Source organism: Arthrobacter sp. 05T423, from assembly GCF_056396245.1.
On record NZ_JBFTLC010000033.1, the window covers coordinates 15850 to 40706 of the forward strand.

The following is a 24857-nucleotide window of genomic DNA, read 5'->3' on the forward strand; positions in this document are numbered from 1 at the left end:
TAAGTACGGGAAATCGGCGTGTGCCGCAATCAGCTGACCGCGCAGAGACTGCACACGGGAAGCAACAGCAGGAATGAGGCTGGAATCAATGGCAGAGTCGACGGCGGAGTCCAGCACGGAAGAGGACGCCCTGACACCGGTCAAGCCCGCCGAAGCGGAACTGCTCATCGTGACCGGAATGTCCGGCGCAGGCCGCAGCACCGCCTCCGATGCGCTTGAGGACCACGGCTGGTACGTCGTCGAAAACCTGCCGCCGCAGATGCTGGGGACCCTTGCCGAGCTGGTGTCCCACGCCCCGCAGTCAATTCCCAAGCTGGCCGTGGTGATGGACGTGCGCAGCAAGGCGCTGTTCGCCGACATCCGCGCGGCACTGCGGGCCCTCGAAGCCAGCGGCGTCACCTTCCGGGTGCTGTTCCTCGACGCCAGCGACGACGTGCTGGTGCGCCGCTTCGAACAGGGCCGGCGCCCGCACCCATTGCAGGGGGGCGGCAGGATCCTGGACGGCATCGCTGCGGAACGCGAACTCCTCAAGGAGCTGCGCGATTCCTCGGACCTTGTCCTGGACACCTCGTCCCTGAACGTGCACGGGCTCGCCACCGCCATCACAGAACTGTTCACCGAGACCGGGCCGATCGCTATCCGCCTGAACATCATGAGCTTCGGCTTCAAGTACGGCCTCCCCGTGGACGCCAACTATGTGGCTGACGTCAGGTTCATCCCGAACCCGCACTGGGTGCCCGCGCTCCGGCCCCATACCGGCCTGGACCAGGACGTCAGCGAGTATGTCCTCGGGGCCGAGGGCGTTCCGAACTTCGTCGAGAGGTACGTCCTGGCCCTGGAGCCTGTCCTGGACGGGTACCGCCGCGAGAACAAGCACTACGCCACGATCGCCGTCGGATGCACGGGCGGAAAGCACCGCTCGGTGGCGGTCGCCATGGAGCTCTCCAAACGGCTCGCGCAGTATCCCCGCGTTACCGTGACCACGACGCACCGGGACCTGGGCCGCGAGTAATGGGCGTTCTCACCGGCCCGTTGCCCCTGATTCCGCCGGCCGGCCTGGCCGGTTCCCAACAGGCCAAGGGACCCACCGTTGTCGCGCTCGGCGGCGGTCACGGCCTTTCGGCCTCCCTCTCGGCGCTGCGGCTGCTTACTTCCGAACTGACAGCGGTGGTCACCGTGGCGGACGACGGCGGGTCCTCCGGCCGTCTCCGCGAGGAGTACGGCGTCCTTCCGCCCGGTGATCTCCGGATGGCCCTGTCGGCCCTGTGCGATGACACGGACTGGGGGCGTACCTGGCGCGACGTCATGCAGCACCGGTTCCGGTCCGCCCGCGGCGGTGCCTCGCTGGATGAACACGCCATGGGCAACCTCCTGATCGTCACCCTTTGGGAACTTCTCGGCGACGCGGTCGCCGGCCTGAAATGGGCCGGTGCCCTGCTCGGCGCCCGCGGACAGGTGCTGCCCATGTCCACCGTTCCGCTCACCATCGAAGGCGATGTCCGCGTTGCCGCCCCGGACGGCAGCAGCACGGTCACCACCATCACCGGGCAGGCCCGCTGCGCCGTGGCCGGATCGCTGGAGAGCGTCCGGCTGCTTCCCGAACAGGCGCCCGCCTGCGTTGAAGCCCTGACCGCCGTCGAGCTTGCCGACTGGGTGGTGCTGGGCCCCGGCTCCTGGTACACCTCCGTGCTGCCGCACCTCCTCCTGCCGGAAATGCGGCAGGCGCTCTGCGATACGCCGGCCAAGCGCTGCCTCACCATGAACCTCGCCATGGACACGAAGGAAACCTCGGGCATGTCCGCCGCGGATCACCTTCACGTCCTGCGCGACTACGCGCCCGAGTTCAGCGCGGACGTGGTGCTGGCGGACCCGGCCTCCATTTCGGACCTGGCCGAGTTTGAGCGGGCCGCGGGGATGATCGGCGCGGAGGTTGTCTTGGGTAAAGTAGGGGCTTCGGGCCGGCGACCGGTCCACGACCCCTTGCGGCTGGCCACGGCCTACCAGGATATTTTCGGGAATAGTTAGGAAAGGTGCCATGGCACTGACAGCATCAGTCAAGGAAGAACTCTCCCGCCTGGATATCAAGAAATCGTCAGTCCGCAAGGCTGAGGTCTCGGCCATGCTCCGCTTCGCCGGGGGACTGCACATCATCTCCGGCCGGATCGTCATCGAGGCCGAGGTGGACCTCGCATCCACCGCCCGGCGCCTGCGCGCCGCGATCGCCGAGGTTTACGGGCACCAGAGCGAGATCATCGTCGTCTCCGGCAGCGGCCTGCGCCGCGGCAGCCGGTACGTGGTGCGCGTCGTCCGCGACGGCGAGGCGCTGGCACGCCAGACGGGCCTCCTGGACGGCCGGGGACGGCCGGTGCGCGGGCTGCCGTCCGTCGTCGTCAATGGCTCGGCGGCCGACGCCGAAGCGGTCTGGCGCGGCGCCTTCCTGGCGCACGGCTCCCTGACGGAACCGGGCCGGTCCTCGTCCATGGAGGTCACCTGCCCCGGTCCGGAATCCGCCCTGGCGCTGGTCGGCGCGGCGCGCCGGCTGGGCATCCAGGCCAAGGCCCGGGAAGTCAGGGGAGTGGACCGCGTGGTGATCCGCGACGGCGACACCATCGCCGCGCTGCTGACCCGGATGGGTGCCCACGACGCGCTCATGGTCTGGGAAGAGCGGCGCATGCGCAAGGAAGTCCGGGCCACCGCGAACCGGCTCGCCAACTTCGACGACGCCAACCTTCGCCGCTCCGCGCAGGCCGCCGTGGCCGCCGGCGCGCGGGTGGACCGGGCCCTGGAGATTCTCGGCGACGACGTCCCGGACCACCTCAAGTACGCCGGCGCGCTGCGGGTGGCCCACAAGCAGGCCAGCCTCGACGAACTTGGCCGGCTCGCCGATCCGCCCATGACGAAGGACGCCATCGCCGGACGCATCCGCCGGCTGCTGGCCATGGCAGACAAACGTGCCACAGATCTTGGCATCCCGGGCACGGATGCCAATGTGACGCCGGAAATGCTGGACGAGTGAACGGCGCCCATAGAATCAAGACCAGGTGGCGGCGGTTGCCGACATCGCAGTTTTCCGGATGACCCGTCATCCGGGATGCACAATCCGAGAGTTAGCAAAACCGGACAAACTGTCCACGACATTGGAGGATTTTGTGACCGAGTACGTTCTGCCCGAACTCAGCTACGATTACGCAGCGCTCGAGCCCCACATCTCTGCACGGATCATGGAGCTGCACCACAGCAAGCACCACGCCGCGTACGTGACGGGCGCCAACAACGCGCTGGCCCAGCTGGCCGAGGCGCGCGAAAAGGGCGACTTCGCCAACATCAACCGGCTTTCCAAGGATCTGGCTTTCCACACCGGCGGCCACATCAACCACTCCGTGTTCTGGAACAACCTCTCCCCGGACGGAGGGGACAAGCCCGAAGGTGAGCTTGCCGCTGCCATCGACGACGCCTTCGGTTCGTTCGATGCCTTCCGCGCCCAGTTCTCCGCCGCCGCCCTCGGCCTGCAGGGTTCGGGCTGGGGCTTCCTGGCCTACGAGCCCATCGGTGGCAACCTTGTTATTGAGCAGCTCTACGACCAGCAGGGCAACGTCGCGCTGGGCACCACCCCGCTGCTGATGCTGGACATGTGGGAGCACGCCTTCTACCTGGACTATGTCAACGTCAAGGCCGACTACGTCAAGGCGTTCTGGAACATCGTGAACTGGGCTGACGTGGCCGCGCGCTTCGCTGCGGCCCGCGCCAACGCGACGGGTCTCATCACCCTCTAGGTGTGACCCTGCGTACACAAAGCAGTAACAAACTTCACATTCGGCGACTTTAGGGCCGAATCATGGACGGTCTGCCCCCGCACTTGCGGGGGCAGACCTAGTTAAACGTAAGATGGATCACGGAAGGCGGTTAGCCTTCAGCAATGAGGCTGGTCGCCCTCCGATCTGAAAAATATCTCTGCCCAATGGCGTGCGGGATCTGTTAGTTGGCTTGAACGCCCGCTTACTAGTTGTGCTTCCAAGGCACAAAGGAGACTAAAAGTGACGACCCGTATTGGTATCAACGGCTTCGGCCGCATCGGCCGCAACTACTTCCGCGCTGCACTTGCTCAAGGTGCGGACCTTGAGATCGTTGCCGTCAACGACCTCACCAGCCCCGAGGCGCTGGCCCACCTGCTCAAGTACGACTCCGTCGGCGGGCGCCTGGCCGAAACCATCGAGGTCAAGGAAGGCAACCTTGTCGTCAACGGCAACGCCATCAAGGTCCTGGCCGAGCGCGACCCCGCAAACCTGCCCTGGAAGGACCTCGGCGTCGACATCGTCATCGAGTCCACCGGCTTCTTCACCAAGGCAGCCGCTGCCAAGAAGCACATCGAGGCCGGCGCCAAGAAGGTTCTGATCTCCGCTCCCGCTTCGGACGAGGACATCACCATCGTGATGGGCGTCAACGACGGCCTGTACGACCCCGAGAACCACCACATCATCTCCAACGCTTCCTGCACCACCAACTGCCTCGGCCCGCTGGCCAAGGTTGTCAACGACACCTTCGGCATCGAGCGTGGCCTGATGACCACCGTTCACGCGTACACCGCAGACCAGAACCTGCAGGACGGCCCGCACAATGACCTCCGCCGTGCCCGCGCCGCCGCCATCAACATGGTTCCCACGTCAACCGGTGCCGCCAAGGCCATCGGCCTGGTCCTGCCGGAGCTCAAGGGCAAGCTGGATGGCTACGCCATCCGCGTTCCGGTCCCCACGGGTTCCGCCACCGACCTCACCGTCACGGTCTCCCGCGAGACCACCGTCGAGGAAGTCAACGCAGCGCTCAAGAAGGCCGCAGAGTCCGATGAGTGGCAGGGCATCCTGACCTACACCGACGCCCCGATCGTCTCCTCGGACATCGTCGGCGACCCGGCGTCGTCCATCTTTGACTCCGGTTTGACCAAGGTCATTGGCAACCAGGTCAAGGTTGTTTCCTGGTATGACAACGAATGGGGCTACTCAAACCGCCTCGTGGACCTCACGGAGCTTGTCGCGGCAAAGCTGGGCTAGGGTTAGCTACATGACATCTCACACCCTCAACGAACTGATCGCTGAAGGTGTCCGCGGGCGGTACATTCTGGTTCGAAGTGACCTGAATGTGCCGCTCGACGGCTCTACAGTGACTGACGACGGCCGCATCCGGGCCTCACTGCCAGTGCTGGGAAAGCTCACGGACGCCGGTGCCCGCGTGCTGGTAACAGCCCACCTCGGCCGCCCCAAGGGCGCCCCTGAAGACAAGTACTCCCTCAAGCCGGCGGTCGCCCGCCTGGCCGAGCTGGCGTCCTTCCCTGTCTCCCTCGCGGACGACACCGTGGGACCGTCGGCCAAGGAAAAGGCGGGTGCGCTGCAGGACGGCCAGGTCCTGGTGCTCGAGAACGTGCGGTTCGACGCACGCGAGACCAGCAAAGACCAGGCCGAACGCGGTGCCTTCGCCGACGAGCTGGTCGGACTGACCGGTGACAACGGCGCCTTCGTGAACGACGCCTTCGGCGCCGTGCACCGCAAGCACGCCAGCGTTTACGACGTCGCCACCCGGCTCCCGTCGTACCTGGGCGATCTTGTGGGCACCGAAGTGGAAGTCCTCCGGAAACTGACCGCAGACACCCAGCGTCCCTACGTTGTGGTCCTCGGCGGTTCCAAGGTTTCGGACAAGCTTGCGGTCATCGACAACCTGCTCGGCAAGGCTGACACCATCCTGGTGGGCGGCGGCATGCTGTTCACGTTCCTGGCAGCGGAAGGCCACAAAGTGGCTGGCAGCCTGCTGGAAGAGGACCAGATCCCTGTCGTGCAGGACTACCTCAAGCGCGCAGCCGACGCCGGTACGGCATTCGTGATCCCCACGGACGTCGTGGTTGCAGCCAAGTTCGCCGCCGACGCCGACCATGAAACGGTCAGCGCTGACGCCATCGAAGGCAGCAGCTTCGGGGCACAGGGCATCGGCCTGGACATCGGGCCGGATTCTGCCAAGGCATTCGCAGAGCAGATCAAGGCCGCCAAGACGGTGTTCTGGAACGGTCCCATGGGCGTCTTCGAGTTCGAGGCGTTCTCCGCGGGCACCCGGGCCATCGCCCAGGCGCTGACGGAGACTGACGCGTTCACGGTGGTCGGCGGCGGCGACTCCGCGGCTGCCGTACGCACCCTCGGCTTCGCCGATGGCCAGTTCGGCCACATTTCCACCGGCGGCGGCGCCAGCCTGGAATACCTTGAAGGCAAGGAACTTCCCGGCCTGAGCGTTCTGGACCGCTAAGACACACCAGCCGGCAGGGCACCTTCCGCACCGCGAAGGCGCCCTGCCGGCTGTTCACATGACCAGCACATTTGACCGGCACTTTTGGAGAACACGTGACTACGTCAACCAATGGCACCTTTGACCGCACGCCTTTGATTGCGGGCAACTGGAAGATGAACATGGACCACGTCCAAGGCATCACCCTCCTGCAGAAGCTGGCCTGGACACTGTCCGACGCCAAGCACGACTACACCCGCGTGGAAGCCGCTGTCTTCCCGCCCTTCACCGACCTCCGCGGTGTGCAGACGCTCGTGCAGGGCGATGAACTGAACATCGCCTACGGCGGCCAGGACCTGTCCCAGTTCGACTCCGGTGCCTACACCGGGGACATCTCCGGCCAGTTCCTGAACAAGCTCGGCTGCAAGTACGTCCTCGTGGGGCACAGCGAACGCCGGACCATCCACGGCGAGTCGGACGAAGTCCTCAATGCCAAGGTCAAGGCGGCCTACCGCCACAACGTCATCCCCGTCCTCTGCGTCGGGGAAGGCCTGGAGATCCGCCAGGCCGGCACGCACGTCCAGCACACGCTGGACCAGCTCCGCGCCGACGTCGAAGGCCTGACCGCCGAGCAGGCGGCCGAGCTCGTCGTCGCTTACGAGCCTGTCTGGGCCATCGGGACCGGCGAGGTTGCGGGCCCGGAGGACGCACAGGAAATGTGCGCCGCGATCCGTGCCGAGCTCACCGAACTCTTCGGCGCCGACGTGGCCGGCAAGGTCCGTCTGCTGTACGGCGGTTCGGTCAAGGCCAGCAACGCTGCCGCCATCCTCAACGAACGCGATGTCGACGGCGTGCTGGTGGGCGGTGCCAGCCTGGATCCCGCTGAGTTTGCTAATATTGTCAAGTTCGAGAGCCACCTCGTAACGGGCTAATCCGTTCACCTGGCACGCTCCCGCATCCACCAACTTTGGAAAGGCCGTCGTGGACGTTCTTCATGTGATTCTGCAGATCCTGCTGGGCATTACCAGCCTTCTGCTGACCCTGCTCATCCTGCTGCACAAGGGACGCGGCGGCGGTCTGTCGGACATGTTCGGCGGCGGTATGAGCTCGGGCCTGGCCTCGTCCGGTGTAGCTGAGCGCAACCTGAACAGGTTCACCATCATCCTAGGCGTCACCTGGGGCGTGGTCATCATTTCGCTCGGCCTGCTGATGCGCTTCACAGGAGTGGCCGACTCCTAACCCCGAAGCAGCCTTCCGGCACGAAAGCCCGGCCCAGTCAGGATTCATTCCTGATTGGGCCGGGCTTTTCCATGCCTCCGGGGGAACTCCGCACTAAACTGTGGGTATCGGATCTAACGGCAGCGCCGCCATTAGTAGCGAGGGAGTTCCCATAGTGCATACCTCATCAGGGTTCCGTGGCACCCGCGTGGGTGTCATTCAAGGAGCCGGACTGAAAAACCAGGGCGATGATCCTCTCGGGGAGCCCCTGCCGCGTATTTGTGTCTCCTACTGGTGCGCCATGGGACACGAAACGCGGCCTGTTTTTCTTAAGCTGCCGGACGACCAGATTCCGGAGGTGTGGGACTGCCGGCGCTGTGGCCGGACGGCGTCGCGCAATCCCGCTATGGCAACGCCCTGTGAAGTGCAGGAGGAAGGCTTCAAGAGCCATCTGGACTACGTTAAAGAAAGACGCTCCAGCCAGGACGCCGAAGACGTTCTGGCTGGAGCGTTGCAGCGGCTAAGAGCCAGCCGGCGCTTTCCTGACTAACTGCTCGGGAACGCGGGAAGCTGCGTTTTCGTCGATCAGCCACAGCGTCCGGGACCGGCCCGATGGGCCGGCGGCGGGTACCTGCACGGGGTTTGCACCGGCCAGCGCCAGGCCCACCGCGCCGGCCTTGTCCTCGCCTGCAACCACCATCCACACCTCCGCAGAGGTGTTGATCGCCGGCAGGGTCAGCGAAATGCGCTCGGGCGGCGGCTTGGGGGAGTTGCGGACCCCCACCACCGTCAGTTGCTTCTCGCGGATGCCGCCCTGTTCCGGGAACAGGGACGCCACATGCGCGTCCGGGCCCACACCCAGCAGAACGACGTCGAACCGGGGTAGCCGGCCGGGCTCCTCAGGACGGTCGTCCGATGCATCCGCGGCGTGCTCGGCTGCTGCCGCCTCGCTGAGACGGCGCGCGTAGTCCTCGGCTGCCTGTTCTGGGGTCTCGAAGTCATCCGTCGACCCGGGCACGTAAACGCGCGCGGGATCAACATCGATATGCTTCAAAAGCGCCTCCTGGGCCTGGAGCGCATTGCGGTCCGGGTCCTGGGAGCCCACAAAGCGCTCGTCGCCCCACCAGAAGTTCACTTTGGCCCAGTCCACTGCAGGGGCAGCCGGCGAATCGGCCACCGCCTTCAGCGTTCCGATGCCCATCGTTCCGCCCGTAAGCACCACCGTCGCTTCACCGAATCGGTCCTGTACATCCACAAGCTTGGTGATCAGGCGGGCCGCGATGGCGGCCATGAGTACGGAAGAGTCAGGATGGATGCTTACTCTGGGCTCAGCGCTCACTGGGACGGACACTCCTTAGATTGGTACGTGGCAGTCCAATAGTAATCACTTCGCCGAAGACTTCGTCGGGGTCGAGGCGGCGGAGTTCTTCTGCGAGGCAGTCGCGGAGGCTGCGGCGCGGGAGGGAAATCCGTTGCGCGGGCTGGCCGGGCTGGGTGAGTTCGGCGATGGAGAGTCCGGGGCGGAAGAGCTGGACGTCGCCGCTGGAGCGGGTGAGCCGGACCCGGCGGATGCCGGTGCCAGCCGGGTCCGCCACGATGGTGACCGGCGCGTCCAGGGACAGGGTCAGCCACGCCGCGAGCAGGATGGTGCTGGGCGAGTCCGAGGCGCCTTCGACCGCGACCGCGGTCACCGGCGAGGAGTCGGCCTGGTCCAGCACCGCGGCGAGCTGGATCCGCCAGTTCGTCAGCCGGGTCCAGGCGAGGTCGGTGTCACCGGCCTTGTAGGTGTTCCGGATGTTCTCCAAAGCCACCTGCGGCTCGGCCTCGTTCGCCGAGTCCGTGATGCGCCTGTGCGCGATGCGTCCGATCGAGGTTTCGGACGCGTTTTTCGGTGCACCGTGCGGCCACCACGCCACGATCGGGGCGTCGGGCAGCAGCAGCGCGGCCACGAGGGACTCGCTTTCCTCGGCGAGTTCACCGTACCCCCGCAACACGATGACCTCCGAGGCACCGGCGTCACCGCCGACCCGGATCTGCGCATCGAGCCGGTTCGGCGCGGACGAGCCGGCGTCGGCGAGCACGATGATCCGGCAGGGGTGTTCGCGGCTGGCCTCGTTGGCCGCCTCGATCGCTTCTTCCTCGAGCCCGGACTTGGTGACCACCACGAGGGTGAGGACCCGGCCCAGGGCGATCACGCCGCCTTGCTCGCGCAGGGACTGGATCTTCTTGGAGACGTTCGAGGTGGTGGTGTTCGGCAGGTCTACGATCATGGCCTTCTCCAGGTGCGTCCGTCGCGGGCGAGCAGCTCATCAGCCGAGGCCGGGCCCCAGCTGCCGGGAGCGTACGGCTCGGGCTGTTCGCCCAGGCCGGCCCAGTACTCTTCGAAGGGGTCCAGGATCTTCCAGGACAGCTCCACTTCCTCGTGCCGCGGGAACAGCGGCGGCTCACCCAGGAGCACGTCCAGGATCAGCCGCTCGTAGGCTTCGGGGCTGGACTCGGTGAAGGAGTGCCCGTAGCCGAAGTCCATCGTGACGTCGCGGACTTCCATCTGCGTGCCGGGGACCTTGGACCCGAACCGGATTGTGGCGCCCTCGTCGGGCTGGACCCGGATCACCACGGCGTTCTGGCCGAAGTCGTCGTCGCCGTGGTCGCGGAAGAGCAGGTTCGGTGCCCGTTTGAACACCACCGCGATCTCCGTGACGCGGCGCCCGAGCCGCTTTCCGGCGCGCAGGTAGAACGGCACCCCGGCCCAGCGCCGGGTGTTGATGTCCACCCGGATTGCGGCGTAGGTTTCGGTGGTCGAGTCGGCCGGGATGCCCTCTTCCTCCAGGTAGCCCTGGACCTGCTCGCCGCCCTGCCAGCCGCCGGCGAACTGGCCGCGGGCAGAGTGGGTGGACAGGTCCTCGGGGAGCCTGACGGCGGCGAGGACTTTTTCCTTCTCGGCGCGCAGGTCATCGGCGTTGAAGGAAATCGGCTCCTCCATCGCGGTCAGGGCCAGCAGCTGCAACAGGTGGTTCTGGATCACGTCGCGGGCCGCGCCCACGCCGTCGTAATACCCTGCCCGGCCGCCGGTGCCGATGTCCTCGGCCATGGTGATCTGCACATGGTCCACGTAGTTCGCGTTCCACAGCGGCTCGAACAGCTGGTTCGCGAAACGCAGCGCCAGAATGTTCTGGACCGTCTCCTTGCCCAGGTAATGGTCAATCCGGAACACCGCGTCCTGCGGGAACACCGACTCCACGATGTCGTTCAGCTGCCGGGCCGACTCGAGGTCGTGACCGAACGGCTTCTCGATCACCACCCGCCGCCATTTCTCGCCCTCGGCCTGCGCCAGGCCGTGCTTGGACAGCTGCCGGCAGACCTGCTCGAAGGCCTTCGGCGGGATCGAAAGGTAGAACGCGTGGTTGCCGCGGGTGCCGCGGTTCTCGTCGAGTTCCTTGATCGTCTCGCCGAGCCGCTCAAACGCGGAGTCGTCGTCGAACGCGCCCTGCACGAACCGGATGCCTTCGGACAGCTGGTTCCAGACCGCCTCGTCAAAGGGGGTCCGTGCGTAGGACTTCACCGCGTCCTTCACCTCGGCGGCGAAGTCCTCGTTGTCCCAGTCCCGCCGCCCGAAACCCACCAGCGCGAAGCTCGGCGGCAGCAGGCCACGGTTGGCGAGGTCGTACACGGCAGGCATGAGCTTCTTGCGGGCGAGGTCCCCCGTGACTCCGAAGAGCACAAGCGAGGACGGTCCGGCAATCCGGTTCAGCCGGCGGTCCCGCGGATCCCGCAAAGGATTCCCGGCCCTGACCCCTGACCTCTTGCCGTTCAAAGTATCTGGCATGGTTTGTTCGGTGCCTTAGCTCTCAGTGGCGGATGCTGCCTTGGCGGCCAGCGACGAAACGATCTCCTGCAGCTGGGCAACGCCCGCTGCACGGTCGGTCAGGTGCAGGCGCAGGACGGGCCGCCCGTGTTCGCCCAGCACCTGGGCGTCGCCGGCGGCCTGGGCCGCGATCAGCTCCCCGAACGTGAAGGGACGTTCCGGAATGGCAAGGTCCTGGGCGGACGCCGCCGTGACCTGCAGGAAAACACCGATGGCGGGCCCGCCCTTGTGGAACTGGCCGGTGGAGTGCAGGAACCGCGGTCCCCAGCCGAACGTGACCGGACGGCCGGACACGGCGGCCAGGTCATCCCGGACACCCTCGAGCTGCGCGAAGGCCAGGCGGTCGAAGTAGGCCTGCACGCTCAGGTACCCGTCGCCGTCCAGCTGCCCCAGCAGCGCCGACACCGCATCGCTTACGGATGCGGCGTCACCGAGCCACTCTCCGCCCCGGACCTCGATGGCACCGTCGGTGAAGCGGGCCGGCGTCGGTTCCGGCTGTGCATCCAGCAGACCGCGCGCAGCGACCTTGGCCGCTTCCACGTCGGGCTGGTCAAACGGGTTGATGCCCAGCAGGCGCCCGGCCACGGCCGTGGCGAATTCCCACACCATCATCTGCGAGGCAAGGCCGCCGGCAATCGCAACCTCGTTCTCACCGAGTTCGACGTCGGCATCCGTGCTGACCAGGCGGACCACCAGGACGTCTTCGGCGCCGGAGGTGACCTCCGGAGCGTCCGGCCCGGCGACCACCGGCAGGATGCCGGTGCCGAGCTTGCCCGTGGATTCGGCGATGAGCTGCTCGGCCCAGTCAGCGAAACCGACGATGCCGGAGCCGTCCTCCGCGATGACCACCTTGTTGCGCAGCGGGCTGGTGCCGCCCAGCGCCGCACCCAGAATCAGGCCGATGTTCTCAGGCGCGTCCTCGTTCAGGATCTCGGCGGCTTCCTCAGCCTCGTCCAGCAGGGCCGCGATGTCCACCCCGGCCAGGCCGGAGGGGACGAGCCCGAAGGCCGTCAGTGCCGAGTAGCGGCCGCCCACGTTCGGGTCCGCGTTGAAAACAGCGCGGTAGCCCGCCTCGCGGGACGCCTTCTCCAGCGGGGAACCCGGATCGGTCACCACAATGATCCGGCTCTTGGCATCCAGGCCGGCCTCGGTGAAAGCGTGCTCAAAGATCCGGCGCTGCGAATCGGTTTCCAGGGTGGAACCCGACTTCGAGGAAACCACGATCGCGGTTTCCCTCAGACGGTCCGCGAGGGCAGCACCGACCTGCTCGGGATCAGTGCTGTCCAGCACAGTCAGCTCGACGCCAGCGGTGCCGGCAATGACCTCAGGAGCAAGAGAGGACCCGCCCATGCCGCACAGGACAATACGGGTCACCCCCTCGGCCTTCAGGGCATCGCGCAGTTCCAGGATGCCGTCCACCAGCGGCCGGGAGACGGTGGCCGCCTCGACCCAGCCAAGGCGGACGGCCGACTCGGCTTCCGCGTCCGGACCCCACAAGGTGTGGTCCTTGGCGAAAATGCGGGTGGCAACCCGGTCTTCCACGAGGGCGGGCAGGTGCTGCTCAAGAGCCTTCCGGGCGGCACCGGTGGCGTCGTAGCTGAGTGTGCTCATGTTGGGTTAGGAAGCCTTCCGTGCGGTGGCGAGGGCGCCTTCGACGTCTGCCAGGAGTTCCTTCCAGCTGGCCACAAACTTGTCCAGGCCTTCGGATTCCAGCAGGGCGACGACCTCGTTGTAGGAGACACCGAGGGCATCGAGGGCGTTGAGGGTGGCGTTCGCCTCATCGTAGCCGCTGGTGATGGTGTCGCCCGTGACTACACCGTGGTCGAACGTGGCGTCCAGCGTCTTCTCCGGCATGGTGTTCACCACGCCGGCGGCAACGAGCTCCGTGACGTAAAGGGTGTCCGGGTAGGCCGGGTCCTTCACACCGGTCGAAGCCCACAGGGGGCGCTGCGGGAGGGCGCCGGCCTCGGCCAGCACAGCCCAGCGTTCGGTGGAGAAGAGCTCTTCGTAGACCTGGTAGGCGAGGCGGGCGTTGGCGACGCCGGCCTTGCCCTTGAGGGCCTTGGCTTCCTGGGTGCCGATCGCGTCCAGGCGCTTGTCGATTTCGGTGTCGACGCGGGAGACGAAGAACGAGGCGACGGAGTGGATCTTGGAGAGGTCGTGGCCGTTGTCCTTGGCCTGCTCCAGGCCACTCTGGAAGGCGTTGATGACTGCCCGGTAGCGCTCCAGCGAGAAGATCAGGGTCACGTTGACGCTGATGCCCTCGGCCAGGGTTGCCGTGATGGCCTCAAGGCCCTCAAGGGTGGCAGGAATCTTGATGTGGACGTTATCGCGGTTGACCTTCTTGTAAAGGTGCTTCGCTTCGGCGATGGTGCCGGCGGTGTCCCAGGCGAGGCGGGGGTCCACCTCGATGGAGACGCGGCCGTCGACGCCGTTGGTTGCCGCGGCGACCGGGGCGAAGAGGTCGCAGGCGTCGGCGACGTCTGTCGTCGTGATCTCGAAGATGGTCTCCTCGATGGAGGCGCCGGCAGCGGCCTGGGCCGCGATGGTGGCGTCGTAGTCCGTGCCGGCGGTGATGGCGGCGTGGAAGATGCTGGGGTTCGTGGTGACACCCACAACATTCTTTTCTTCGATCAGCTTCTGCAGCGTGCCGGTCTTCAGGCGGCCGCGTGAGAGGTCATCGAGCCAGATGGAAACGCCGGCGTCGGAAAGCTGCTGGGTGGGAGTGCTAGTCATTTCTAATCTCCTTGAACTGTGGGGGTGCTGTCAGGACTGGAGTCCGGCGAGGGAATCCTTGGCGGCGGCGGCGACTGCTTCTGCCGTGATGCCGAATTCCTGGAACAGGCGCTTGTAGTCGGCGGATGCGCCGTAGTGCTCGAGGCTGACGGAGCGGCCGGCGTCGCCGACAAATTCCTTCCAGCCCAGGGCAAGTCCGGCTTCAACCGAAACGCGGGCCTTGACCGCTGCGGGCAGGACTGCCTCGCGGTACGCGGCGTCCTGCTTGTTGAACCACTCGACACACGGCATGGACACCACGCGGGTGGCGATGCCTTCGGCCTGGAGTGCCTCGCGGGCCTCGACAGCCAGCTGGACCTCGGAGCCGGTGCCGATCAGGATGACCTGCGCGTCCACGGTCTTGCCGTCCTTGGACGCCTCGGCCAGCACGTAACCGCCCTTGGCAACGCCAGCGGTCGAACCGAAGGTGTCACCCTCGGCCGCGCCCTCGCCACGCTCGTAGGTGGGGATGTTCTGGCGGGTCAGGACGATGCCGGCCGGGTTCTCGTGGTTCTCGAGCATGGTCTTCCACGCTGCCGCGACCTCGTTGGCATCGCCCGGACGGACGACGTCGAGGCCGACGATCGCACGCAGCGACGCGAGCTGCTCAACCGGCTGGTGCGTCGGGCCGTCCTCGCCCAGGCCGATGGAGTCGTGCGTCCAGACGTACAGGGACGGCACGCCCATGAGGGCGCCGAGGCGGATGGCCGGACGCTGGTAGTCGCTGAAAATCAGGAAAGTACCGGAGAACGCGCGGGTCTTGCCGTGCAGGCTGATGCCGTTCACGATCGAAGCGGCGGCGTGCTCACGGATGCCGAAGTGCAGGACCCGGCCGTAAGGGTTGCCGGACCAGGCGTTGGTCTGCTTGCCGGCGGGAACGAACGACGGCGAGCCCTCGATCGTGGTGTTGTTGGACTCCGCGAGGTCAGCCGAGCCGCCCCACAGTTCCGGCATGACCGGGCCGATCGCGTTCAGGACCTTGCCGGAGGCGGCGCGGGTGGAAACATCCTTGCCGGCAGGGAATACCGGCAGGACGCCGTCGAGCCCGGCCGGGAGCTGGCGGGCCTCAACGCGCTCCAGCAGGGCAGCACCCTCGGGGTTGGCGGCCTGCCAGGCGGAGAAGGACTCTTCCCATTCCTTGCGGGCGTGGGCGCCGCGGTCGACGACGGAGCGGGCGTGGGCCAGCACGTCCTCATCCACCTCGAAGGACTTCTCGGGGTCGAAGCCGAGGACGTTCTTCAGGGCGGCAACTTCTTCCGAACCCAGCGCGGAACCGTGGATCTTGCCGGTGTTCTGCTTCTTGGGGGCCGGGTAGCCGATGATGGTGCGCAGCGAAATGATGGACGGCTTCGAGGTTTCCGCCTTGGCCGCCAGCAGCGCCGAGTACAGCTCCTCGACGTCTTCCTTGTAGTCGCCGGTCTTGGTCCAGTCCACGCGCTGGGTGTGCCAGCCGTAGGCCTCGTAGCGCTTCAGGACGTCCTCGGTGAAGGCGATATCGGTATCGTCCTCGATGGAGATGTGGTTCTCGTCGTAGATGACCACGAGGTTGCCGAGCTCCTGGTGGCCGGCGAGCGAGGAGGCCTCCGAGGTCACGCCTTCCTGGAGGTCGCCGTCGGAAGCGATGACCCAGATGGTGTGGTCGAACGGGCTCTCGCCGGCGGGAGCATCGGCGTCGAACAGGCCGCGCTGGCGGCGCTGGGAGTACGCGAAGCCCACCGAGGAGGCCAGGCCCTGGCCCAGGGGGCCGGTGGTGATCTCAACACCGGCGGTGTGCTTGTACTCCGGGTGGCCCGGGGTCAGCGAGCCCCACGTGCGGAGTGCTTCCAGGTCCTTCAGTTCCAGGCCGTAGCCGGAGAGGAACAGCTGGATGTACAGCGTCAGGGACGTGTGGCCAGGGGAGAGGACGAAACGGTCGCGGCCGATCCAGTCCGGGTTCTTCGGGTCGTGCCGCATCAGCTTTTGGAAGAGAAGATACGCGGCCGGAGCCAGGCTCATCGCGGTGCCGGGGTGGCCGTTGCCCACCTTCTCGACGGCGTCGGCGGCCAGAACACGCACAGTGTCAACGGCGCGCTGGTCGAGGTCAGTCCAAGTCAGTTCTTGCTCTTTCAAATGTGCCACGAAACGGGGCCCCTCTCTGTGTTAACGGCAAGCGGTTATGACACACAGCGGCAGGGCATAATTGGTGCCCGCTGCATTTGTGTCTACCAGCCGTTCACCATTGAAACGTTGATCTTCATTCAGACGCCGGACGGATTGGAATGCGGTTTCTTGCCCGTCTCCCAGTGCGCGCTGATCTGCAGACAGCTTAGCTCCATTCCACAGTTCGGGCGGCCAAAATCTCACCAATTGGACGCAATTTCTCTTTTGTGAATCATCCGTGCCGTGAGGCTGCGTTAATGTGATTGAAGCAAGCTCGAAGGAATCATTTTCAGTGATTTGCCGTCACACACCGATGCCAGCGATCCATGGGGGATCGCGGTATGATATCGGGAGGCCACCGGCGGACAGGGCGGGCTCATGTGAGCACGCGATAGCCCCGTCGACCGCCGTTGAGGGATCAGTCCGGACCCGGTGTCCGGGCGACTGATCAGATTGAACAGCCAGACAGAAACAGAGTGACTGCCACGTGAGCACAACAGATACGCCACTGACCTCTTCCCGGGTCCACGGAAGAGCCGGACTAGCCCGCAAGGCGAAGGCGTACCTTGCACTCACCAAGCCCAGGGTCATCGAACTCCTTCTGGTCAGCACGCTGCCCACCATGATCTACGCACAACGCGGCTTCCCGTCCCTCGGCCTCATCTTGGCCACCCTCGTGGGCGGCGCGTTCGCTGCCGGCAGCGCCGGCGCCTTCAACTGCTACATTGACCGCGACATCGACAAGCTGATGCACCGCACCGAGAAGCGCCCGCTGGTCACCGGCGAGGTCACGCCGCGCGAGGCCCTGATCTTCGCGTGGCTGCTGGGCGCCGCGGCCATCGCCATCCTCTGGTTCGGTGCCAACCCGCTCTCCGCCTGGCTCGGACTCGGCGCCATCGTCTTTTACGTCGTCATCTACACGATGATCCTCAAGCGGCGCACCGCCCAGAACATCGTCTGGGGCGGCGCCGCGGGCTGCTTCCCGGTGCTGATCGCCTGGGCCGCCGTGACCAACACTGTCGAATGGCCGGCCATCGTGCTGTTCATGGTGATCTTCCTCTGGACCCCGCCGCACTACTGGCCGCTGTCCATGCGCTACGGCGAGGACTACCGCAACGCCAATGTGCCGATGCTCGGTGCCATCGCCGGCGCCAGGGTCGTGTCCGTGCAGGTGGTCCTGTACGCCTGGGCCATGGTTGCCTGCTCGCTGCTCATGATCCCGGCCGGCAACGCGGGCTGGGTCTACACCGCTGTTGCCGTACTGGCCGGCGCCTGGTTCCTGTACGAGTCCCACGCCCTTTACAACCGGGCACAGGGCGGGGACCTCTCCGACAAGGGCGCCATGAAGGTCTTCCACGGCTCCATCAGCTACCTGACGCTCCTCTTCATCGCGCTGGCAGTGGACCCGTTCGTCGGCCTGCCCCTGATGGGCTAACTCACCAGTACGCCCCAGCACCCGGGCACCCGCGCACCCGAAACGCTCTATCACTTCCTGCGGGTTTTCCCGCAACGCCCTATCACTTCCCGCCGGTTTTCCCGCGACGCTCCATCAGGTCCTGCGGGTTTTCCCGGGACGCTCCATCAGATCCGGCACTGAAAACAGAAATGCTCCCTCATCGAGGGAGCATTTCTTGTCTGCCGCGACGCGGCCGGAAGGGCGGGCCTAGGGAAAGGCGGCAGGAAGTGACAGGGCCTCCGCTGGCATGCGGCAGGAGGTGGTAGAGCGTCTGCCGCCAGGCTGCAGGAAGTGATAGAGCGTTGGGGGAAAGGCCGCAGGAAGTGAGAGAGCGTCGGGGAACTACCCGACGGGGCTGGAGCGGGCGATGTCGGCGGCGTTGGTTGCCGCGCTCATAAGCAGGGCCGCGCCCAACATGTGAGCGCCCACGAGGAGCGCGGGAATGCCGTTGTAGTACTGGGTGAAGCCGATGACGCCCTGGAGCACTGTGACGCCGAGAACCATCAGCACGGCCGTCCGGAACATGCCGGAGATCCCGCGGCGAAACACCAGGTACACGGCAAGCAGCGTGCCGGCGGTGACCAGGTAGGCGGGCACGGCATGGATGTGCGAGAAGAGGTCCCAGTCCAGGTTGTTGCGGGGCGCGTTGGCGTCACCCGCGTGCGGTCCGGAGCCTGTCACCACGACGCCCAGCATGACGGCGATACCAGCGAAAAGCGCGACGGCGGTCATCACCGGCCGCAGGACCCCCGGCAGGGCGGCCAGCGGCCGGGCACGGAATGCGCCCGTCCGGCCGTAGGCCCGGTTGACCAGCAGCGTGGCGAATACCACAAGGGCCATGGACACCAGGAAGTGCAGGCCAACCACCCACGGGTTCAGCTGGGTGAGAACCGTGATGCCGCCGATGACGGCCTGCGCCGGGATGCTCGCCAGCAGGCCCAGGGCCAGCAGGAACAGGTCCTTGCGCTCCTTGCGCAGGTTCCACAGGTACACGAGCATGAGCACGGCGACGGCGGCCAGGGCGAATGTAAGGAGGCGGTTCCCGAACTCAATGAACCCGTGGATGCCCATCTCGGGGGTATTCACCAGGGAATTGCTCGTGCACCTGGGCCAGGTGGGGCAGCCCAGGCCCGAGGCGGTCAGCCGGACGGCTCCGCCGGTGACCACCAGGACCGTCTGTCCGATCAGGGACAGCACGGCGAGGCGGCGGACGGTCGAATCGACGGTGACGGGAAGCTTGGATGCCAGGCGGCCGACGAACTGGGGGAGGCGCGAAGCCGTGCTCACTTTATTCTCAATTCCATTTGAACCAGCGGATGGCTGCTGCGCCGGCGAGAACCGTCCACATCAGCAGTACAAGGACAGCGTTGCCGTTCACTACGCCATGCAGGAACGCGTCCCGAAGCCCCTCACCGAGGGATCCGGACGGCAGCAGGTGAACCGTGTTCTGGGCGAGTTCCGGCAGCCGCTGCATGGGGATCACAATGCCGCCCAGGGCGCCCAGCAGGATCCAAAGCAGGTTCGTGATGGCCAGCGTTGCCTCGGGCCGGACGGTTCCTGCCACCAGAAGCCCCAGCGCGGTGAAGGCGGCCGCACCCAGAACGAGGAGTCCCAGGCCGGGCAGCACACCCAACAGATTGGGCCGCCATCCCAGCGGAAGGGCGACGGCGGCAACGATGACCACCTGGATCACCAGGACGGCCAGGACGGCCAGGACCTTGCCGGCGATGAGGCCCGCGCGGCCCAGGGGCGTGGTGGACAGGAACCGCAGCACGCCGTACCGGCGGTCGAAGCCCGTCGCAATGCCCTGCCCGGTGAAGGCGGTGGACATGGCGCAGAGTGCGAGGATGCCGGGGACCGCGACATTGACCCGGCTGTCGCCGATGCCGTCGAGCAGCGGGGTGACGGTCAGGCCGATCAGGGCAAGGAGCGGGAGGACCACGGCCAGGATCAGCTGTTCGCCGTTCCGGAGCATGGTGGTGGCCTCGTATTTGCCCTGCAGCAGGATCCGGCGGAGCAGGGGAGCGGGAGCGCTGTCCGTGGCTGTCGTCATCGGATTTCCCTTCCGGAAATGTCAAGGAATACATCTTCGAGGCTGCGGGCCTCCATGCTCAGGGAGCCCGGCATGATGCCGTGGTGTGCCCACCAGGCGGTCAGCGCGGCGAGGTCCTCGGGGGTCAGCGCCCCAGTGGCTGTGTAGCTGCCGGACCGGGTCTCGCGGACCTCCACCTCGGGGGCCAGGACGCCGGTGAAGTCCAGTCCCGGCACTGCCTCGAAGTGCAGCGTTCGGACGTGGTCCCTGTGGGGTGTCTCCGGCATGTTGTGCTGCAGCAACTGAGCAACGGTGCCCTCCGCAACATTCCTGCCGGCGTCGATGATGTACACGTAATCGGCCAGCCGCTGTGCGTCATCCATGAGGTGCGTTGTCAGGATGATCCCCATCCCGCTGTCCCGGAGTTCCGCGATCAGTTCAAAGACCAGCTGGCGGGACTGCGGGTCCAGGCCGGCGCTCGGCTCATCCAGGAAGAGGACCTCCGGATTGCCGATCAGCGCTGCGGCGAGGGCCAGCCGCTGCTTCTGTCCGCCGGACAGCCGGCGGACATTGGTCCTGCTGAACGTGTCGATGCCCAGCCGCTGCACCAGCTCATCCAGCGGCCTGGGATTGCGGTACATGCCGGCAATGTGCCGGAGCAGGGGAATGGGACGGGCCGACGGCGGGAGGCCGCCGTCCTGGAGCATGACGCCGACGCGGGCGCGCAGTTCCGCACCGGCTGTGCCGGGATCGGCGCCGAGCAGAGTAATAGTTCCGCCCGTGCGCGTCTGGAGTCCCTGCGCGCATTCGATGGTGGTGGTCTTGCCGGCGCCGTTAGCTCCGAGCAGCGCCGTGACCTCGCCGCGGCCCGCGACGAGTGAGACGTCGCTCACCACCCTGAGCATCTTGCCGTCGAGGGTGGGAAGCGGACCGACGTCCTTGATGAGCCCGTCGATGGTCAAGACGGGGGATTTGGGGGATCGCACCCCAGCATTCTACGTGAAGTAGTACTGTCACTGGTGAGCCTGCGTACTGCCGGCGTACTGCGGCCGAACCCGGCGCAGCTCAACCGGGCGCAGGTCAGCCTTGCCTTACTGGAAGACAGCAATAAATTACGACATGATTGTGTTGTGTATTCCATGACCAGCACCACCTCCGCGCCTTTGGCCGGGCAGGGCGCGCCCACAGCTGCGCTGCGCGGTGGAAAACGTGCTGCCCTGGCCTCCGTGCCCGCCGCGGCCGACGCCGATGAGCGCACGCGTGACCGCGTCCTCAGCGCCGTCCTGGAACACGGGCCGGTCAGCGCCGCGGAACTGGGCGACCTGCTCGGGTTCACCCCTGCCGCCGTCCGCCGACACTTGGACCACCTGTCCCGTGCGGGCGTGATCGAGGTCAAGCGCGTGGCCCGCGCAGGCGCCGGTGCCGGCCGACCCGCCCGCCGCTACGTCCTCAGCTCCCAGGGCCAGTCCTCCCTGGGCGACGATTATCTGAACATTGCCAGCCTGGCGCTCAAGCAGCTCGGCGCGGTGGCGGGGGACGAAGCCGTCCGCCAGTTCGCCGTCGAGCGTTTCGCGGAGATGGAACGCCGCTACGCCCCCGAGGTGGAAGCAGCGGGAACCGATATCACCGCCCGCGCGAAGGCGCTGTCCGCCGCCCTCTCCCGGGACGGCTTTGTCGCCTCCACGGCCTCCATCGAAGCCAAGGCTCCGCTGCCTGCCGCCCTGTCCAGCGTCCAGCTGTGCCAGGGCCACTGCCCCATCCAGCAACTGGCCACGCAGTTTCCGGTGTTCTGCGACGCGGAAACGGAAATGTTTTCGCGCCTCGTCGGTGTCGATGTCCGCAGGCTTTCCACGCTCGCCCGCGGGGGACACGTCTGCACCACCCACATACCTACAGGCCGTCCGGCCGTGGCGGTGGCCGTGGCCGCCGGTAACGCTCCGGACAACCTGGACGAAGTATCCAACCATCTGCAAGAAAGGCCGTGATGACGGACCAACTATCAGAGAAGAAGGTTGCCGAAACTGCTGTGATCGCTGAGATTCTGGAAAAGAATCCCGAGCTGCACGGCATCGGCACCTACGAGTACGGCTGGGCCGACAAGAACGACGTCGGCGCAAACGCCCGCCGCGGCCTCAACGAGGACGTGGTCCGCGACATCTCGGCCAAGAAGAGTGAGCCGGAATGGATGCTGGACCTGCGTCTCAAGGGTCTGAAGTACTTCGACCGCAAGCCCATGCCCACTTGGGGCGCGGACCTCTCCGGCATCGACTTCGACAACATCAAGTACTTTGTGCGTTCCACCGAGAAGCAGGCCGCTACCTGGGAGGACCTGCCGGAGGACATCCGCAACACGTACGAGAAGCTCGGCATCCCGGAAGCCGAGCGCAGCCGCCTGGTCTCCGGTGTGGCAGCCCAGTACGAGTCCGAGGTGGTTTACCACCAGATCCGCGAAGACCTTGAAGCTCAGGGCGTCATCTTCCTGGACACGGACACCGCGCTGCGCGAGCACCCGGAAATCTTCCAGGAGTACTTCGGCACTATCATCCCGGTGGGCGACAACAAGTTCGCCTCGCTGAACACGTCCGTATGGTCCGGCGGTTCCTTCGTTTACGTGCCCAAGGGTGTCCACGTGGACATTCCGCTGCAGGCGTACTTCCGCATCAACACGGAAAACATGGGCCAGTTCGAGCGCACCCTGATCATCGCGGACGAGGACTCCTACGTCCACTACATCGAGGGCTGCACGGCCCCGATCTACACGTCGGACTCGCTGCACTCTGCCGTGGTGGAAATCGTGGTCAAGAAGGGCGCCCGCGTCCGCTACACCACCATCCAGAACTGGTCCAACAACGTGTACAACCTCGTGACCAAGCGCGCGATCTGCGAAGAAGGCGCCACCATGGAGTGGATCGATGGCAACATCGGCTCCAAGGTCACCATGAAGTACCCGGCCGTCTACCTCACGGGCGAGCACGCCAAGGGCGAGACCCTGTCGATCGCGTTCGCCGGCGAGGGCCAGCACCAGGACACCGGCTCCAAGATGGTGCACATCGCGCCGAACACCAAGAGCTCCATCATCTCCAAGTCCGTTGCCCGCGGCGGCGGACGCGCGGCGTACCGCGGCTTGGTCCAGATCCGCGAGGGTGCCAAGCACTCCGCGAACACGGTGCGCTGCGACGCCCTGCTGGTGGACACCATCAGCCGCTCGGACACCTACCCGTACATCGACATCCGCGAGGATGACGTCCAGCTGGGTCACGAGGCAACTGTCTCGCGGGTTTCCGAGGAGCAGCTCTTCTACCTCATGTCCCGAGGCATGCGCGAAGACGAAGCCATGGCCATGATCGTGCGCGGCTTCATCGAGCCGATCGCCCGCGAGCTGCCGATGGAATACGCCCTCGAGCTGAACCGCCTCATTGAACTCCAGATGGAAGGATCCGTCGGTTAATGACTGCCGAAATTACTACTGAAAAGGCCCGCATCGGAGCGCCTTCCATCGCAGGTTTCACCGAGGAAGGCGAAGGGCTGGTCTCCGCCAAGGTTGACCACAGCCACAACCACGGCGTCACCGTCATGTCCTCGCGCGCCGAACGGCTCACGAGCTTCGACGTCGCCGACTTCGCGCTGCCCACCGGCCGCGAAGAGGAATGGCGCTTCACCCCGGTCCGAGGATTGGCTAACCTGCTCTCAGACGAAGCAACGGACGGCGAAGCGGCCGCGCTCACCGTGGAAGCACCCGAAGGCTTCGTCCGAGGCAGCCTGGCACAGGGCGCCGCCCCGCGCGGAACCGTGCTGACGCCGGCCGACCGTGCCGCCGTCGTCGCTTCCGCCAATGTGGACAAGGCCCTGCACCTGGTCATTCCGGCCGAAGCAGAGCCGGCTGAGCCGCTGCGGATCCTGGTCCACGGTGCAGGTGCCGGCCGCCGCTCGAACGCACACTTCGTGATCGAAGCCGGTGCCAACTCGCGCAGCGTCGTGATCGTGGAACACACCGGTGCGGCGGACCACAACGGGAACCTGGAAGTCATCGTCGGCGAGGGCGCCAAGCTCACCGTGATCTCCGTGCAGCTCTGGGAAGCCGACGCCCGGCACCTGGGCCAGCACGACGCCCAGGTGGGCAAGGACGCCGTCTACAAGCACATCGCCGTTTCGCTCGGCGGTTCCGTGGTGCGCCTGAACTCCAACGTCCGCTTCTCCGGTGAGGGCGCCGAGGCCGAGCTGCTGGGCCTCTACTTCGCCGACGCCGGCCAGCACCTCGAGCACCGGTCATTCGTTGACCACAACGTGGCCAACTGCAAGTCCAACGTGCTCTACAAGGGCGCTCTGCAGGGCAAGAACGCGCACACCGTCTGGGTGGGCGACGTGCTGATCCAGAAGCAGGCCCTGGGCACCGACTCGTACGAGAAGAACCAGAACCTGGTGCTGACCGACGGCTGCCGTGCGGACTCCGTGCCCAACCTCGAAATCGAGACGGGGCTCATCGAGGGTGCCGGCCACGCCAGCTCCACCGGACGTTTCGACGATGAGCACCTGTTCTACCTGATGGCCCGCGGCATTCCCGAAGACGTGGCCCGGCGCCTCGTCGTGCGCGGCTTCCTCAACGAGATCCTCCAGCAGATCAAGGTTCCGGCACTCGAAGAGCGCCTGACCGAGGCTGTTGAGCGTGAGCTCGCCGCCAACGAGAACTGACCGTACGGAACCAGGCCCGGCCCAACCAGCCGGAACGACAGCACAGGACAACGGATGACTGAACAGCCAAAGGGTGAACTCGTCTGCAGCGCACACGAGATCCAGCCCAAGCAGGCCTTGCGGATCCTGATCGATGACTACCCGGTCGCGATCGTCAAGGACTCCATGGGAGAAATCCATGCGATCGGTGACACGTGCTCGCATGCCGATATCTCGCTCTCCGAAGGCGAGGTGGAAGGCTGCGCCATCGAGTGCTGGGGGCATGGCTCCCAGTTCGATCTGCGCACCGGCGAACCCCTGCAGCTGCCGGCCTACGACCCCGTTCCGGTGTTCGCGGTGGAGATCCAGGGAGACGACGTCTACGTGGACTTCACCAACGTCCTGAACGGCGCCGAAGCGCCGAACTTCAGCTAATCCGGCAC

23 protein-coding genes are annotated in these 24857 nt (G+C 66.1%); 14 read left to right on the top strand and 9 right to left on the bottom strand.

From position 1 onward, the window contains the following. The first annotated feature begins 88 nt into the window (after nucleotides 1-88). The 9 genes from rapZ (at nucleotide 89) to AC1DFE_RS19650 (ending at nucleotide 8029) form a co-directional block, all read left to right on the top strand. Nucleotides 89-1012, top strand: coding sequence for an RNase adapter RapZ (gene rapZ, locus AC1DFE_RS19610; RefSeq protein ID WP_476907535.1), 924 nt, complete (start codon nucleotides 89-91; stop codon nucleotides 1010-1012). Next, a complete protein-coding gene (locus AC1DFE_RS19615) occupies nucleotides 1012-2025 on the top strand; it encodes a gluconeogenesis factor YvcK family protein (protein ID WP_476907536.1) in 1014 nt (337 codons plus the stop codon). The genes rapZ and AC1DFE_RS19615 overlap by 1 nt, the downstream gene beginning before the upstream one ends. A 10-nt stretch (nucleotides 2026-2035) precedes the next feature. Next, a complete protein-coding gene (whiA, locus tag AC1DFE_RS19620) occupies nucleotides 2036-3016 on the top strand; it encodes a DNA-binding protein WhiA (protein ID WP_476907537.1) in 981 nt (326 codons plus the stop codon). A 133-nt stretch (nucleotides 3017-3149) separates the two neighbouring features. Further along, the gene (locus AC1DFE_RS19625; protein WP_476907538.1) at nucleotides 3150-3773 is read left to right on the top strand and encodes a superoxide dismutase; all 624 of its coding nucleotides are present in this window, start codon (nucleotides 3150-3152) and stop codon (nucleotides 3771-3773) included. A 261-nt stretch (nucleotides 3774-4034) separates the two neighbouring features. Then, nucleotides 4035-5045, top strand: a complete 1011-nt coding sequence (gap, locus tag AC1DFE_RS19630) for a type I glyceraldehyde-3-phosphate dehydrogenase (RefSeq protein ID WP_102974296.1) — start codon at nucleotides 4035-4037, stop codon at nucleotides 5043-5045. 10 nt (nucleotides 5046-5055) lie between these two features. After that, complete coding sequence (locus AC1DFE_RS19635; protein WP_476907539.1) at nucleotides 5056-6282, top strand: phosphoglycerate kinase; 1227 nt, start codon at nucleotides 5056-5058, stop codon at nucleotides 6280-6282. 95 nt (nucleotides 6283-6377) lie between these two features. After that, nucleotides 6378-7193: a triose-phosphate isomerase gene (gene tpiA / locus AC1DFE_RS19640; RefSeq protein WP_476907540.1), complete on the top strand. Its 816-nt coding sequence runs from the start codon at nucleotides 6378-6380 to the stop codon at nucleotides 7191-7193. Nucleotides 7194-7242: 49 nt separating this feature from the next. Then, on the top strand, nucleotides 7243-7500 hold the full coding sequence (gene secG, locus AC1DFE_RS19645; RefSeq protein ID WP_476907541.1) for a preprotein translocase subunit SecG: 258 nt from the start codon (nucleotides 7243-7245) through the stop codon (nucleotides 7498-7500). Nucleotides 7501-7651: 151 nt separating this feature from the next. Next, a complete protein-coding gene (locus AC1DFE_RS19650) occupies nucleotides 7652-8029 on the top strand; it encodes an RNA polymerase-binding protein RbpA (RefSeq protein WP_476907573.1) in 378 nt (125 codons plus the stop codon). Here AC1DFE_RS19650 and pgl read toward each other — a convergent pair. The 6 genes from pgl to tkt are packed head-to-tail and all read right to left on the bottom strand — an operon-like array spanning nucleotide 8000 to nucleotide 16228. Further along, complete coding sequence (gene pgl / locus AC1DFE_RS19655) at nucleotides 8000-8818, bottom strand: 6-phosphogluconolactonase (protein WP_476907542.1); 819 nt, start codon at nucleotides 8816-8818, stop codon at nucleotides 8000-8002. The two genes, AC1DFE_RS19650 and pgl, sit on opposite strands and share 30 nt — an antisense overlap. Then, on the bottom strand, nucleotides 8808-9749 hold the full coding sequence (locus AC1DFE_RS19660) for a glucose-6-phosphate dehydrogenase assembly protein OpcA (RefSeq protein WP_476907543.1): 942 nt from the start codon (nucleotides 9747-9749) through the stop codon (nucleotides 8808-8810). Before AC1DFE_RS19660 ends, pgl begins: the two co-directional genes overlap by 11 nt. Beyond that, entirely contained in the window at nucleotides 9746-11305 is a 1560-nt protein-coding gene (gene zwf, locus AC1DFE_RS19665; protein ID WP_476907544.1) for a glucose-6-phosphate dehydrogenase, read from the bottom strand. The genes AC1DFE_RS19660 and zwf overlap by 4 nt, the downstream gene beginning before the upstream one ends. Before the next feature lie 15 nt (nucleotides 11306-11320). Then, complete coding sequence (locus AC1DFE_RS19670) at nucleotides 11321-12955, bottom strand: glucose-6-phosphate isomerase (protein WP_476907545.1); 1635 nt, start codon at nucleotides 12953-12955, stop codon at nucleotides 11321-11323. Nucleotides 12956-12961: 6 nt separating this feature from the next. Then, nucleotides 12962-14080: a transaldolase gene (gene tal / locus AC1DFE_RS19675; RefSeq protein ID WP_476907546.1), complete on the bottom strand. Its 1119-nt coding sequence runs from the start codon at nucleotides 14078-14080 to the stop codon at nucleotides 12962-12964. A gap of 30 nt (nucleotides 14081-14110) precedes the next feature. Continuing rightward, nucleotides 14111-16228, bottom strand: a complete 2118-nt coding sequence (gene tkt, locus AC1DFE_RS19680) for a transketolase (RefSeq protein ID WP_476907574.1) — start codon at nucleotides 16226-16228, stop codon at nucleotides 14111-14113. 517 nt (nucleotides 16229-16745) lie between these two features. Here tkt and AC1DFE_RS19685 point away from each other — a divergent pair. Further along, a complete protein-coding gene (locus AC1DFE_RS19685; RefSeq protein ID WP_476907547.1) occupies nucleotides 16746-17693 on the top strand; it encodes a heme o synthase in 948 nt (315 codons plus the stop codon). A 363-nt stretch (nucleotides 17694-18056) separates the two neighbouring features. Here the strand turns inward: AC1DFE_RS19685 and AC1DFE_RS19690 are convergent, their stop codons facing one another. The 3 genes from AC1DFE_RS19690 to AC1DFE_RS19700 are packed head-to-tail and all read right to left on the bottom strand — an operon-like array spanning nucleotide 18057 to nucleotide 20732. Further along, complete coding sequence (locus tag AC1DFE_RS19690; protein ID WP_476907548.1) at nucleotides 18057-19001, bottom strand: COX15/CtaA family protein; 945 nt, start codon at nucleotides 18999-19001, stop codon at nucleotides 18057-18059. A 7-nt stretch (nucleotides 19002-19008) separates the two neighbouring features. Next, a complete protein-coding gene (locus AC1DFE_RS19695; protein WP_476907549.1) occupies nucleotides 19009-19767 on the bottom strand; it encodes an ABC transporter permease in 759 nt (252 codons plus the stop codon). After that, nucleotides 19764-20732 carry an ABC transporter ATP-binding protein gene (locus tag AC1DFE_RS19700; protein WP_476907550.1) on the bottom strand — a complete coding sequence of 323 codons (969 nt, stop codon included), beginning with the start codon at nucleotides 20730-20732 and terminating at the stop codon, nucleotides 19764-19766. The genes AC1DFE_RS19695 and AC1DFE_RS19700 overlap by 4 nt, the downstream gene beginning before the upstream one ends. 144 nt (nucleotides 20733-20876) lie before the next feature. Between AC1DFE_RS19700 and AC1DFE_RS19705 the strand changes: the two genes are divergently transcribed. Genes AC1DFE_RS19705 through AC1DFE_RS19720 form a run of 4 tightly spaced genes read left to right on the top strand, consistent with a single transcriptional unit; the run spans nucleotide 20877 to nucleotide 24849 of the window. Then, the gene (locus AC1DFE_RS19705) at nucleotides 20877-21731 is read left to right on the top strand and encodes a helix-turn-helix transcriptional regulator (protein ID WP_476907551.1); all 855 of its coding nucleotides are present in this window, start codon (nucleotides 20877-20879) and stop codon (nucleotides 21729-21731) included. Beyond that, nucleotides 21731-23194, top strand: coding sequence for a Fe-S cluster assembly protein SufB (gene sufB, locus AC1DFE_RS19710; RefSeq protein WP_476907552.1), 1464 nt, complete (start codon nucleotides 21731-21733; stop codon nucleotides 23192-23194). Before AC1DFE_RS19705 ends, sufB begins: the two co-directional genes overlap by 1 nt. After that, nucleotides 23194-24435 (top strand): Fe-S cluster assembly protein SufD, encoded by a 1242-nt coding sequence (gene sufD, locus AC1DFE_RS19715; RefSeq protein WP_476907553.1) that lies wholly within the window; start codon nucleotides 23194-23196, stop codon nucleotides 24433-24435. The genes sufB and sufD overlap by 1 nt, the downstream gene beginning before the upstream one ends. A gap of 54 nt (nucleotides 24436-24489) precedes the next feature. Continuing rightward, on the top strand, nucleotides 24490-24849 hold the full coding sequence (locus AC1DFE_RS19720) for a non-heme iron oxygenase ferredoxin subunit (RefSeq protein ID WP_476907554.1): 360 nt from the start codon (nucleotides 24490-24492) through the stop codon (nucleotides 24847-24849). Nucleotides 24850-24857 lie beyond the last annotated feature (8 nt).